This window comes from Halorhodospira halochloris (assembly GCF_002356555.2).
Classification (GTDB): Bacteria; Pseudomonadota; Gammaproteobacteria; order Nitrococcales; family Halorhodospiraceae; genus Halorhodospira; species Halorhodospira halochloris.
This window is the reverse complement of sequence record NZ_AP017372.2, coordinates 1,804,247-1,817,033: the sequence shown is the minus strand read 5'-3', so window position 1 is coordinate 1,817,033 and position 12,787 is coordinate 1,804,247. Positions and strand designations below refer to the sequence as shown.

At 57.2% G+C, this 12,787-nt stretch carries 11 protein-coding genes and 1 pseudogene; 7 read left to right on the top strand and 5 right to left on the bottom strand.

Features of this window, described 5'->3' with window-relative positions; genetic code table 11:
* Positions 1-303: 303 nt before the first annotated feature.
* Together HH1059_RS08285 and HH1059_RS08280 are read left to right on the top strand one after the other, a co-directional pair.
* Positions 304-999, top strand: coding sequence for a type I-MYXAN CRISPR-associated protein Cas6/Cmx6 (locus tag HH1059_RS08285; protein WP_096409740.1), 696 nt, complete (start codon positions 304-306; stop codon positions 997-999).
* Between the two features lie 507 nt (positions 1,000-1,506).
* A complete protein-coding gene (locus HH1059_RS08280) occupies positions 1,507-1,941 on the top strand; it encodes a DoxX family protein (protein ID WP_096409739.1) in 435 nt (144 codons plus the stop codon).
* 156 nt (positions 1,942-2,097) lie between these two features.
* Here HH1059_RS08280 and HH1059_RS08275 read toward each other — a convergent pair whose 3' ends face one another.
* From HH1059_RS08275 to HH1059_RS08250, 5 genes are all read right to left on the bottom strand, one after another.
* A complete protein-coding gene (locus tag HH1059_RS08275) occupies positions 2,098-2,445 on the bottom strand; it encodes an STAS domain-containing protein (RefSeq protein ID WP_096409738.1) in 348 nt (115 codons plus the stop codon).
* Positions 2,446-2,450: 5 nt separating this feature from the next.
* Entirely contained in the window at positions 2,451-3,326 is an 876-nt protein-coding gene (locus HH1059_RS08270) for an STAS domain-containing protein (protein ID WP_096409737.1), read from the bottom strand.
* A 204-nt stretch (positions 3,327-3,530) separates the two neighbouring features.
* The gene (locus HH1059_RS08260) at positions 3,531-4,586 is read right to left on the bottom strand and encodes an ATP-binding protein (RefSeq protein WP_096409735.1); all 1,056 of its coding nucleotides are present in this window, start codon (positions 4,584-4,586) and stop codon (positions 3,531-3,533) included.
* Positions 4,583-5,599, bottom strand: coding sequence for a GGDEF domain-containing protein (locus tag HH1059_RS08255; protein ID WP_162549458.1), 1,017 nt, complete (start codon positions 5,597-5,599; stop codon positions 4,583-4,585). The genes HH1059_RS08260 and HH1059_RS08255 overlap by 4 nt, the downstream gene beginning before the upstream one ends.
* Positions 5,600-5,955: 356 nt before the next feature.
* Positions 5,956-6,903: a glutathione S-transferase family protein gene (locus tag HH1059_RS08250; RefSeq protein ID WP_096409733.1), complete on the bottom strand. Its 948-nt coding sequence runs from the start codon at positions 6,901-6,903 to the stop codon at positions 5,956-5,958.
* 421 nt (positions 6,904-7,324) lie between these two features.
* Between HH1059_RS08250 and HH1059_RS08245 the strand changes: the two genes are divergently transcribed.
* The 5 genes and pseudogenes from HH1059_RS08245 to HH1059_RS08225 form a co-directional block, all read left to right on the top strand.
* Positions 7,325-8,062 (top strand): outer membrane protein, encoded by a 738-nt coding sequence (locus HH1059_RS08245; RefSeq protein WP_096409732.1) that lies wholly within the window; start codon positions 7,325-7,327, stop codon positions 8,060-8,062.
* 568 nt (positions 8,063-8,630) lie between these two features.
* On the top strand, positions 8,631-8,810 hold the full coding sequence (locus tag HH1059_RS08240; RefSeq protein WP_096409731.1) for an Alvin_2107 family globule sulfur oxidation protein: 180 nt from the start codon (positions 8,631-8,633) through the stop codon (positions 8,808-8,810).
* A gap of 35 nt (positions 8,811-8,845) precedes the next feature.
* The gene (locus HH1059_RS08235) at positions 8,846-9,076 is read left to right on the top strand and encodes a sulfurtransferase TusA family protein (protein ID WP_096409730.1); all 231 of its coding nucleotides are present in this window, start codon (positions 8,846-8,848) and stop codon (positions 9,074-9,076) included.
* Positions 9,077-9,168: 92 nt separating this feature from the next.
* On the top strand, positions 9,169-12,105 hold the full coding sequence (locus tag HH1059_RS08230) for a molybdopterin oxidoreductase family protein (RefSeq protein ID WP_096409729.1): 2,937 nt from the start codon (positions 9,169-9,171) through the stop codon (positions 12,103-12,105).
* Positions 12,102-12,740 (top strand): annotated as a pseudogene (locus tag HH1059_RS08225) (4Fe-4S dicluster domain-containing protein); the annotation flags it as partial. The gene HH1059_RS08230 and the pseudogene HH1059_RS08225, both read left to right, overlap by 4 nt.
* Positions 12,741-12,787: the final 47 nt, after the last annotated feature.

The following is a 12,787-nucleotide window of genomic DNA, read 5'->3' as shown; positions in this document are numbered from 1 at the left end:
GCCTTTTTTCAGGCAACACTCCCGTTTTGGCGGCATGGCGCTGGTGAAGATCGACGGGATAGTTTCACGGCGGTCGTCCTTTAAAGTCCCCCGAGCCAACAGGTTAACCTCGGTGTGGAGGTCTTGGCGCCAGGGATGGTGCCATGAAGCCTCCAAGGATGGATTTACGGCGTCCTCCACACCGGGGGACCGTTTGGCTCTGGGGACTTTTAAAGGCGCTAGACGGTTACCTATATTGGGATTGGCGCGCTGTGATAGGTTGTTTAAAAGCTCTCTTAGTCTTATTTAAGGAAGCGGCGATCGATGTTCTGGGAAGATGATGATCAGCCTCAATCAGATCAAAGGCAGGCGGCGGCGGTTGATCTAAGTTTTGCTCTGCACGGTAGATGCCTGCCGTCAGCGTATGCTTCCGTTTTGGCCACAGCTCTGGAACCGCATGTCAGCGGGTATGTGACTATTGAGCAGCTTGGGGTGAGGGTCACTCACATCCCCGACTCGGGGCATGGTTGGTGGCGCGATAAGCAGCAGCCGGTGCTGCTCTCGCGGCGAACGCGGTTGTTGCTGCGAGCGGAGCGCTCTTTGGCGAAGCATTTGGAGCAGCTGAGTGGGGCGCAATTGGAGCTTGGTGAGATGCGCCTGCGCTTGGGCGCGGTGCGCGCGCATGAGCTGGAGAAGGCTGAGACGCTCTATGCCCATCGGGTGATAGATCCGGTCTGTTCGGTGGGTGATAGCGATGACAGTGATGAGCAGGAGAAGGATTTTATGTTCGCTATGCGCGATCAGTTGTACGAACTCGGGGTGCGGCCACGGCGGATGTTGTGTGGTCGCCGGGAGTGGTTAAGTACCCCGGAGGGGTGGGTGGTGACGCGCAGTTTGCTGGTTGACGGTATGGCTCAGGAGGCGGGGTTGCGGCTGCAGGAATGTGGGTTAGGGCAGGGGCGGCAGTGGGGTTGTGGTCTTTTTGTGCCGCACAAGGGGCCTGCTAATACCTCTCAATAGGGAGCTTTTGGAGGCGCCCGATAGCTGCTGTTCCTGCTACCACTCTTCAGGGGTGAATTGCGCCGGATTCCGCACCTCTATCTGTTCGCCGTTTTGGTGGAGCACGTACAGACCTCGCTCTATTGCGTATGGATGGTGGTCGCCGCAACCTCGTCAAGGACTTATCAAGTGCTGCTAGGCTAGATCAGCTTTGGTAAAAAGTGAACGTATACCTAGGTTAAGCTGTCGAGAGTGGTAGAAACTTATAGTGTTTCGGGGGAACCTCTAAAATTTCGCCGGCGCCCACCATCCGCACCGGTGTGGAGGACGTCGTGCATCCATCCCTGGAGGCTTCATGGCGCCATCCGTGGCGCCAAGACCTCCACACTGGGGCGGATGGTGGGCGCCGGCGAAGTTTTAGAGGTTCCCTTCGGCAGCCTCGCTAAGAGACGCATAAGCGGTTAAATTTTTTGCGAGGGAGCTGGGTTATCCTCGCTCAATGACAGCTAATTGAAGGAGTTTGCAAATATGCAGGTAAATGCTCGCGAGATACTTATCGGGGGATACACACCGAGTTCTACCCTGGTTGACGCCGGTTGGGTGGCGCTACGTGTGGTTGCCGGATTGTTTATGGCTTTCGGTCATGGTCTCGATAAGGTGCCGCCGCAGGAGCCTTTCATCGGCATGGTCGGTGATATGGGCTTTCCGGCACCGGCCCTTTTTGCCTGGCTTGCTGGTCTAGTGGAGTTTTTCGGCGGCTTGCTGCTTGCAGCCGGGGCGTTGACCCGGGTGTCAGCTTTCTCCATCTTGGTAACGATGCTGGCTGCAGGGTTTATAGCGCATGCCGGGGATCCGTTTGCGGATAAGGAGCTGGCATTGCTCTTTGCTGCCGTAATGCTGCCATTTATGGCTGCTGGTGCTGGCCGCTGGAGCGGTGACAGCTTCCTGCGCGAGCGTTATTAATAGTTAGTTATCGAGTCGCGCTAATGGCCCCGCCTAATCGGGCGGGGTGATAGCGCGGCGCCATCCCTGGCGCCAAGACCTCCACGCCGGGGCGGATGGTGGCGCCGGCGAAGTTTTAGAGGCACCCATCTGCCTCCTACGAATTGAAGTTAGTCCTTAGTATTGATTATCGAAACCAATATTGTGTTGTGTGGAGAATTCTACCCGCGCACTATCGATCTTGGCTAAAGCACAAGCAGTTATAGGTTGCATGTGGATGCACACCATCTCCACGCCGACACACTTACAGGCGCGCGCTAGCCTATTCAAAAAGCTCAGATAGGCTGAATCGATGATCTCCACCTCAGCTAAATCAAAATAGATTTTCTTCGCGCCGAGCCTCTGCAACTCTGCCAACACCTCATCAATAAGCGACTCAGGTGCCGAGACATTTACCCCATTCCCAGGCTCGAAAAGGGCGCTGTTATCGGCCAGGGAGGTCATTCTAAAGCCGTGTTTAGGCATAAGGTTCAAGATCCATCTATTGGCACCACCTTCACACCGATATGTTTGAACGCATCACTAAGGCCGTCGGCCAGGTTAGACCGGGTGCGCACTTCGCCGAGATCAATCTCAAGCTGAGTGAGGGCCCTCGCTATCTCCGGGCTGATCCCGGTCAAAACAGCTTCCGCTCCCATTAATTTTACTGCTCTAACCATGTGAATCAGGTGGTGAGATACCTGCGAGTCGATGCTGCCAACCCCGGTTAGGTCCATAACTACAACCTTAACCTTGTGGTTAGCGATTCGATTCAATAGTGAGTCCATGATCAGCATGGCACGACTTGAATCTAATGTGCCGATCAAGGGTAGCGCTATCACGCCTTGCCAGATCTCTGTAATAGGGGTCGCTTTCTCGCGTAGCTCGTCCTCTTGTGCCTGGATAGTAGCATCTTTCTGATTTAAATATGTACGGAAAATAACCAGCATCAATTCAGTAAATCGTTCGGAAACAAATGCTAGTACCGAACGCGATCTGGTAAAGGGGATGTCATTTACCTCTTCGACAGCAGCTATCAGTGCGCGTTGAAGAGATTGTGTATAACGGACCAGATTATCTATGTCTCCTCCCCTGGAGAGTATCTTTTTGGCAAGGTTGACAAAGAAGCCTTGCAGTGCCTCATAAGCGGGTGACTCGGTGCTTAGTGGGTCTTCACAGCCGAGAAATTCGCCGAACAGATGCTCAAGCTCAAAGCTGATCTCGGTGATTTCAGTGTCATCAAGTAAGCCATGACTGCCCCCGAAGTAAGCTCGAGCTGGCTCCTCAATATGCTTGGCAATACCGTTTACATCAGCCTGGAATAGTTGGCCGACACGCTCGGAGACTTTCTGTGATTGGGCATTCATTGTGGTTAACTCCTGATCTGTTCAACTTGCATGGGTGCCTCTAAAACTTCGCCGGCGCCACCATCCGCCCCGGTGTGGAGGACGCCGTGAATCCATCCCTGGAGGATTGATGGCGCCATCCTTGGCGCCAAGACCCCCACACCGGGACAGTTGAGTAGCCCCGGGGATAGTGTGTAGGTTGCCTTGGGCAGAGAAGAGGCCATTTTAGTTACACCTAGGGGGAGAGAGCACAAACAGGGAACGGTCATCAGAGAGACGTCCCGCTTCGCTGCCAAGAAAGTATGCGATCAACTGTGGATCACGGCTCATTAGTCCGGCATAGCGTTGCGGGTCCCAATTTCTCCTGATGCCGTCACTTGCCGAAAGGACTGCTGTTCTCTTACCCATAGTTATGTTGTGCGGAGTTGTAGCATAGACATCTTTGCCCAAGATGCCTGGGGCGAATTTGATCTGTTCCTTGTCCTTGTTGTCTGAATCCGTATTGCATACATCTAGGTGCATGTCGCCAATCCCGCACACTACCAGTTGCTCTGGGTGCGGCTGATACGCCCCGACAATAGCCACTGCTCCCTTGCCACTGTCGATCAGGGTCCGGGAAAATTCAAGTATCTCTGTTGGTCTTGGCGAGTGGAGCAGGGCCCTGCCCAGCGGCTCGGTAGATTGCTGAGCTGTCTTGCCGCTGCCCAAGCCATCGGCGTGAAACCAGCGTATATGTTGGTCGTTGCAATAGAGGAAGATTGTGTCCCCCGAGTAACTATCGTCGTTAAGGCTGCGCACGTAAATCCCTATGCCATGCTGAGTCAGCAGGCTTGGAGTAGAAAAACGCGCTAATACCGCGGTTCCGTGCCAGTTGGTGTTGTCGCCACCGGGGGGTGCCGAGCGGCTATAAATATCCCAGTGATCACACAGCCGGGCGATGCTGCCCAGCCCTTTGCCCAATGTGCCACTTGTTGAATAACCGTTACCTAGGGCACGTTCTAATTCATATATGCCTGGCCCATAGTCGAGAGCAAATATGTCTATGCTCGGTCCCGGTTGTAACCACACCTGGATAAATCCCTTGCCTTGGGCGTATTTGCTGATGTTGGTTGCCAGCTCATATACCACCAAACTCATATCGCTGCGGCGCGACTCGCCGTAACCTAGCCGTTGAGCCACGGATAACATGCGGGCGCGCAGGGCAATCCGATCGCTCTCCCGCTGCGCCGGCAGCTCGGCTACAAGTCGTACATGCTCAGAGCTCGCTATGACACTCTTCAATCGCTTGGCTCCTGTAAAAGCATGCACGGTTGCCGACATCCCTTTTCACCGCGTTCTCGACATCCGGCAACAGCCACGCGCCCGCGACCCGAATTTTTTGCATCATACAAGGCACTGTCGGCTAGCTCGTAAAATTCTACGAAGCTGTTATCGCCCTCTAGAAGATCTAAGGAAGCAATTCCGATGCTGACCGACCAGTCAAGCTGTTCCAGCAATTTCAATGCTTTGCTACAGGCTGCCTTTGCTCCAGCGTGAAACAGTATGGCAAACTCATCGCCGCCGATCCTGTAGACGCGGTCTATCCCGCTGCGGATCAAAGACTCCATCACTGTAACTACGTGGCGAAGGTACTCATCGCCTTGCCGGTGGCCATGCTCATCATTGATCTCTTTGAAATAATCGAGGTCAATCAAAAGCAGTGACATTTCCTCTTGGCGCTGGCGCTTGGCGTGGTAATAGGCCTTCGGGGCGTAATCATCGAAGGCGCGGCGATTCAGGGCGTTGGTTAAAGAGTCCGTCTCTGCTGCCATGATGCTCTTCGCCAGTTCGAGTTGGCGGCTATCCAAAGCCTGCTGTAATTCGTTTAGCTCCGCCTCCATATCCTCCTTGGTTTGGCGGTAATGCGCTGCCATTTGCTGGTTTTGCCAGCGCAGGGTTTCAGAATCTATGACCTCGAAGCGCGCGCTAAGGTACTCTCGTAGCCTCTCAAGTTGCTCCTTCTCTACCCGGTATGATTCTGCTTTGAGCAGTACAGATGGGTTACTCTGGCCCTCCCAGTGGACCTGTAATGAGTCTTGATCCCAGATCAAGGCGGCACTTAATGGTTTCCCCGACGCTGCTCCCGAATCGCGCAATAGTTCACTAAGTTGCAATAAGCCCTGTGCCGATTTCATGCGCTCGCCGTCTAACCAGGCAACCGCTTCTGCGCAAGCACTGAGAAAGGCCTGTAAGTCTGTCTCTAGGGGCAGCCAAAGTCGCAGTAGTTGATATTCGAGTTGTTCTTTCGTACTCATCCTCAGCACTTCAAGGCTTGCCGGGCTTATCATAAAGATAAGCGCAGAGAGCGGGTTATCTGCTAACCGGGGCATTCTAGCTTACTTGGTCACGGGCCTGAGGGCACCTCCAAAAACCCTCCCTGGGGCCACTCAACCGCCACCGGTGTGGAGAACGCCGTGAATCCGTCCCTGGAGGCTTCATGGCGCCATCCCTGGTGACAAGACCTCCACACTGGGGCAGTTGAGTGACTCCAGGGAGGGTTTTTAGAGGCCACCCCCTGAGGGTCGCTTAAAGCAAACTTCTTGTGGTTGCATATCCCCCGTGGGGAGGACGCTGTTACTGCCTCTTGAGAAGCCTTTTGTAACCTACAGGTTTACTCTCTCCCGTGATATTTATCAAGCCCCAATTCAGGCATGCGCGCGATGATGCCGTTGGGGTTGAGGAAGCCGTGGCTGCGAAAGTAGTGGTGGCGGATGTGCTCGAAGTTGGTGGTGGAGCCGAATGCTGGCATTTGATAGAGCTCACGCAGGTAGCCCATAAGGTTGGGGTACTCGCGGATTTGGCGCTGTGAACACTTAAAGTGGACGGCGTAGACGGCGTCAAAGCGGATCAGCGTGGTGTAGAGGCAGATATCGGCCTCGGTAAGCTGCTCACCGCATAGGTAGCGCTGTCTGCCGAGCACTTCTTCCCAGTAGTCGAGGGCGGCATACAGCTGCTCCGCTGCCTCCTCATAGGCTTGTTGTGTGGCCGCAAAGCCGCAGCGATAAACGCCGTTGTTGATCGGCTCGTAAATGGCATCGATGGTTGTATCGACCTGCTCTCTGATCTCCGCAGGCGCCAGGTCAATGTTGCGGGTGGCGAGCTCGGCGAGGTTGTGGTCGAACATGCGCAGCAGATCGCGTGACTCATTGTTGACCAGTGTTTGCTGCTCTTTATCCCACAGCGCCGGAACGGTTACCCGGGTGGTTGCGGTTGGATCTGCCTGGGTATAGACCTGGTAGAGGTATTTGGCGCCGAGGATAGGGTCGCCGGTAGCGCCGGGGAAGTCGTCGCTCAATTCCCAGCCGTTATCGAGCATCAACGGATGGACAACCGATACCGTTATCGCATCCTCCAGCCCCTTAAGGTGGCGGGCTATGAGTATGCGCTGAGCCCAGGGGCAGGCGTAGGAGACGTAGAGGTGGTAGCGCCCCGGCTCAGGAGGAAACTCACTGTCATGGCCGATCCAGTTGCGGAATGTGCTGCGCTGGCGCTGGAAACGGCCCGCCTCATCGCGCTGATAAGCTTGATCGACCCATTGGCCTTCTATTAATAAGCCCATTTTTTGCTCCATTGCACTGAATTGGGGTATTTAAAGTGCTTTTAAGACTTGCCGACAACTCTGTGGAGGGCGGCGTAATCTCTTCCCTGTGGGGGAGTTGTTACACAGCGCTTGGTATTTCGCAACCCCGTTTTCTGGGGCGCCCATAGGACTTCCCCTGGGACACTTAGCTGCCCCGGTGTGGAGGACGCCGTGAATCCATCCCTGGAGGCTTCACGGCGCCATCCCTGGCGCCAAGACCTCCACCCCGGGGGCAGCTAAGTGGCTCAGGGGAAGTATCGGAGGCCCCTGGAAAATAGATTGACAATTTCAAAGTTTAAGTGGGAAATTTATAAACGAGGCGAAGGAGTGTGTCGAGGCGCTTATTTAGCCCCTGTTTTTAGCGTTAAGTGTGTTGGTGGATAGCAGGCGGGAGGTGCATATGCTACGGCAAAGCTCCTATGTAGCGATAGCCGCAGCTGGCGGCTTGGGGTTTGTCTTTGCGGGGCCGGCGAAGTCTGAGTTCTTTAGTGGCCCTTATATTGGTGTAGAGGGCGATGTGACTTCGGCGGTCACTTTTGAGCAGGATTGGAATCTCGATGAAGATGGTGATGAAGGTGTAATAGAAGGTGATTTTGCAATTGAGGATCCCTTATCTGGTGGCAGTGTTTTTGCCGGTTGGGGTGATCAAGAGGGCGGTTTCTTTTATGGATTAGAGGCTCGCTATACCTTAGGTGATCGTGATGGAAAACACCTTGCTGGTGGTGAAGGTGATATAGGTGAGGGTGAGCTTGGCGAAGGTTACTCTGTGTCGGCTCGTCTGGGTAGCTTATTGTATGACGGCACTGTAATGCTTTATGGCAGCCTGGGTTATGCCGAGCGCGAGTTTACAGTGGTAGCGCATGAAGATCTTGAGTGGAGCGACGACTTTTCTGGCTACCGTGCAGCCGTAGGCATGGAGTACCGTCCAACAGGGGTGCCGGTTAGCGTACGTGCTGAGGGGTCGAGGTCTGACTTAGGCGGTGAATCTGTTGATCAATGGGAAGCTAACGGTTCAGAGTTTGATCCTGGAAGTAAGTATGACCCATCTGGAGAAGACGAGTTTTTTGCACCAGAGGCAGAAACAGACGACCTAGTCGAAAACGCCTTCCACGTCGGCGTGGCATATACCTTCGAATAAACCGGGCAGTTTGTCCCGCTTAACTACAGATTCTTTGTGGGCACCTCTAACCTCCCCGGAGCCATCATCTGCCCCGGTGTGGAGGTCTTGGCGCCAGGGATGGCGCCATGAAGCCTCCAAGGACGGATTCACGGCGTCCTCCACACCGGGGCAGATGATGACTCCGGGGGGGCAAGATGCCCTTGCAGCTGAACAACTGTCGCCAGGGACGGCGCCATAAGCCCCCTGGAAAGCATTACAGAACCCCTCCACCGCGGCAGCTCCGCAGCTCGAAAGTTTCTACGCTCCCCATACCCCAGCAATTACTCCTACCTCCCCACTGATCCATATCCCCAAAGAGATAACCAACTCCCCGCAAGCTCTCCCCTCAGGCTAATTGTGACTCATATCAAAAAGTGGGCATCCTTGCTAGGGTTAGCATGCTAGGCGTTGCCAGGGCCGGAGGCGCATGCTGCGGAAAATCGGCGGGTGCTCCGTGACGCAGCCGACAGGTACACCCGTTAACTGCGCCCGCCGGTGGGCGCGAAGCTCACCAACCGCATGGCAACAGAAATAACCGGGAGGGCAGATGGATCAGACGTACTACACAACAATCCGCGATCTCGAACAGCGCGGCGTTGATCAGGACTACATCAACGGCTGGGCCGGCGGCTACTTGCGCAATCCCCAGCGCGAGGAGCAGCGTCTAACCGAGCGCTACGAGGCCGGTTACGCCGACGGCTGTGCCGGTAACACCGACAGCGCGTAACTAGTCAAACCAGATAGATACAGGAGTAGCAGACCATGGCCGACTTCGATCAAGAGCTTGACGCTACCGGGCTGAACTGCCCGATGCCCATTCTCAAAGCCAAAAAGACTCTCGCCACCATGAACAGCGGTGAGGTGCTGCACGTTATCGCCACCGACCCCGGCTCCGTGCAGGACTTCGACTCATTCAGCAAGCAGACCGGGCACGAGCTGATCGAGCAGGGTGAGGAAGAGGGCAAATTCCACTTCTATCTGCGCTGCGCCTAAGGGTTGGCCCGGGCAGTACGAGCTGCGATCAGCACCAGATAAACCGCGGCACCGAGCTGCAGGTCGCACCAGGCTAGGGAGTTAATCAGAAAATGAGCGCCACCCCAGCAACCGGGGTGTCGCAGCAGCAGGAGGCGCTCGATCTTGAGCCCCGCGAGGGGCAAGAGGTGCGCTACACCACATGCTATATGTGTGCCTGTCGCTGCGGCATCCGCGTCACCTTAGAAGATGGCAAGGTCCGATTCATAGAGGGCAACCCGGATCACCCGGTTAATCGCGGCGTGCTCTGCGCTAAGGGTAACGCCGGGATAATGAAGCAGTACTCGCGGGCCAAGCTGCGCGCCCCGTTGCGGCGCAAACCGGGCAGCGAACGCGGTAGTGGTGAGTTCGAAGAGATCTCCTGGGATGAGGCCCTGGACGAGCTTACCGAACGGCTGCGCGCTATCCGCGCCGACGATCCGCGCAAGCTCGCCTATTTCACCGGGCGCGATCAGATGCAGGCCCTTACCGGGCTCTGGGCGACTCAGTTCGGTACCATCAACTGGGCGGCCCACGGCGGCTTTTGCTCGGTGAACATGGCCACCGCCGGGCTCTATTCGCTCGGCCACGCCTTTTGGGAGTTCGGTGATCCCGATTGGGAGCGCACGCGCTACTTCATGCTCTGGGGGACCGCGGAGGATCATGCCTCCAATCCGTTCAAACGCGGCATTGAGGAGATTAAGCGCCGCGGGGCTCGGTTCGTCGCGGTCAACCCGGTCCGTACCGGCTATCAGGCGGTCGCCGATGAGTGGGTAGCTATCCGCCCCGGGACCGATGGGGCGCTGGCCATGGCGCTCATCCACTGCTTGCTGCGTGATGGAAATTTCGACTGGGAATTCCTGATTCGCTACACCAACGCCCCCTACCTGGTGGTACAGGATCCGGGTAAGCCGGGTGACGGCCTCTTTCTCCGCGATGATAATGGTCAGGCGCAGATCCGCGATATTGAGCGTGGCGCCTTTGTTGAGGCCTCGCGCACCGATGTCGCCCCGGCCCTGTTCGGCTCCTTCGTCGGCCCCGACGGCCGGCAGGTGAAGACCGCTATGACCTTGGCCGCGGAGCGGTTTATCGACGACTCCTACAGCCCGGAGCAGGCGGCGGAGATCTGCGGGGTGGCGGCGGAGACCATCGAGCGGCTCGCTGCCGAGCTAGCCCACGTCGCCTTCGAGGAGACGATCGAGATAGAGTGCGAATGGACCGATTGGGCTGGGCGTAAGCACGATCGGTTTATCGGGCGGCCGGTGTCGATGCACGCCATGCGCGGTGTCGCTGCCCACTCTAACGGCTTTCAGGCGGGGCGGGCGCTGCACCTGCTGCAGATGCTACTCGGCTCAGTCGACTGTCCTGGCGGCCACCGCGCTAAGGCGCCGTACCCGCGCCATGTGCCGCCGCCGCTGCGCCCGGCGCAGCAGACGGCGCCGAACACGCCACTCGCGGCCTCGCCGCTCGGTTTCCCGCAGGGGCCGGAGGATTTGGTAATCGATGCAGACGGTCAGCCGCGGCGGATTGATAAAGCCTTCTCCTGGCAGGCGCCGTTATCGACCCACGGCAAGATGCACGCCGTTATCACCAATGCCGTAGAGGGCGATCCTTATCCGATCGATACGCTGATCCTGTTCATGGCCAATATGGCCTGGAACTCGACCATGAACACCGATTCGGTGCTGGATATGCTGCTGGCCAAGGATGAGCAGGGCGAATATAAGCTGCCGTATCTGGTGGTGGTCGATGCCTTCCACTCCGAGAGCGTGCACTACGCCGATCTGGTGCTCCCCGATACCACCTATCTGGAGCGCCACGACTGTATCTCCATGCTCGATCGGCCGATCTCTGAGCCCGACGGCCCGGCTGATGCCATTCGTCAGCCGTTGCTAGAACCGGACGGCGATGTCCGGCCGTGGCAAGAGGTGATGATAGAGCTCGGGGCCCGGCTCGGGCTGCCGGAGTTCACCAACTCCGACGGTACGCCTAAGTATAAGGGCTACGAAGATTTTATTATCAATTACCAGAAGGCGCCGGGGATAGGCTTTCTGGCCGGATGGCGGGGCGCTGATGGCAGTAAGCCGATGCGCGGCGAGCCCAATCCTGAGCAGTGGCAGCGCTATATCGAGAACGGAGCCTTCTTTAAGTACGAACTGCCATTATCCAAGCAGTTCTACAAATTCGCTAACCGCGAGTATCTCGACTGGGCGCAGGAGGTAGGCTTTAACCCCTCGGCCGAGCAGATTGTCATGTCTGTCTACTCGGAGCCGCTGCAGCGCTTTCGCCTAGCTGCTCAAGGCCTTTACGATGGCCCGCAGCCGCCTGATGAGACCGACCGGGAGCGGGTCTTGACTTACTGCGATCCGCTGCCGTTTTTCTACACCCCGCTCGAAGAGACGCGGACCGATACTGCGCAGTACACCTTCCACGCCATAACGCAGCGGCCGATGACCCACTACCACGCCTGGGATAGTCAAAACGCCTGGCTGCGTCAGATTCTGGCCCAGAACTACCTCTATATGAACCGGCGCCGCGGCGAAGAGCTCGGTTTTGCTGACGGTGATTGGGTCTGGGTAGAGTCACACGCCGGGCGGGTGCGCTGCGAATTACGGCTGATGGAGGGCACGCAGGAGGATACGGTCTGGACCTGGAACGGCATGGGCAAGATGTCGGGAGCTTGGGGACTCGAGCCGCAGGGCCCGGAGGCCACCATCGGCTTTCTGCTTAACCATGTGATTGATGACCGGCTGCCGCGTCGTGAAGGCGAGAAGCCGCTGAGTAATTCCGACCCCATTACTGGGCAGGCGGCTTGGTACGACGTGCGGGTGCGGGTGCGCAAGGCCGATCCGACTGAGCCGGCGCAAACGTCTCCGAGTTGGCCCGATTTGAAGCCGCCGCCGGGGATAGATAATGGGCCGCTGGCCCTGCTGCGCTATGCCACACACCGCGCTGTCGGTATGCAACGCTCGCTGCGCGATATATTAAACCGAGGGAGTTGGTCGTCATGAAGCTGGGTCTGGTCATCGATCTCGATACCTGTGTCGGCTGCCATGCCTGCGCGGTGGCCTGTAAGCAGTGGAACAGCTCCGGCACTATCGGTCCGCTAAGCGAGTATCAGCCCTACGGTGAGCAGCCGAGCGGGGTCTGGCTCAATCGGGTGCGCCACTATGAAGAGGGCGACTATCCGCAGAGTAAGACGGTCAATGTCCCGCTCTCCTGCATGCACTGCGAGCACCCACCGTGTGTCGATGTCTGTCCTACCGGGGCCTCCTATAAGCGCGTCGAGGACGGGATTGTGCTTATCGATCAGGATAAGTGCATCGGCTGTAACTACTGCGCCTGGGCTTGTCCCTACGGCGCCCGCGAGCTCGACTGCGCGAGCGGGTCGATGAAAAAGTGCACCTTGTGCATCGACCGTATCTACGATAGCCGCTTGCCGGAAGAGCAGCGCCAGCCCGCCTGTGTCTTATCCTGCCCGGCACGGGCTCGCCACTTCGGCGATCTAGCCGATCCCGATTCGCCGGTATCCGAGCTCGTGCGCGAGCGGCGCGGCTATCAACTGTTGCCGGAGATGGGCTGTGAGCCGGTAAACCGCTACCTGCCGTTACGGCCTTCGGCGGCTAGCCGCCCGCAGCCGCTGGAGCGGCCGCATGACAGTGACGGCAGTGCTGGGCATGCGCCAGTTTCTGT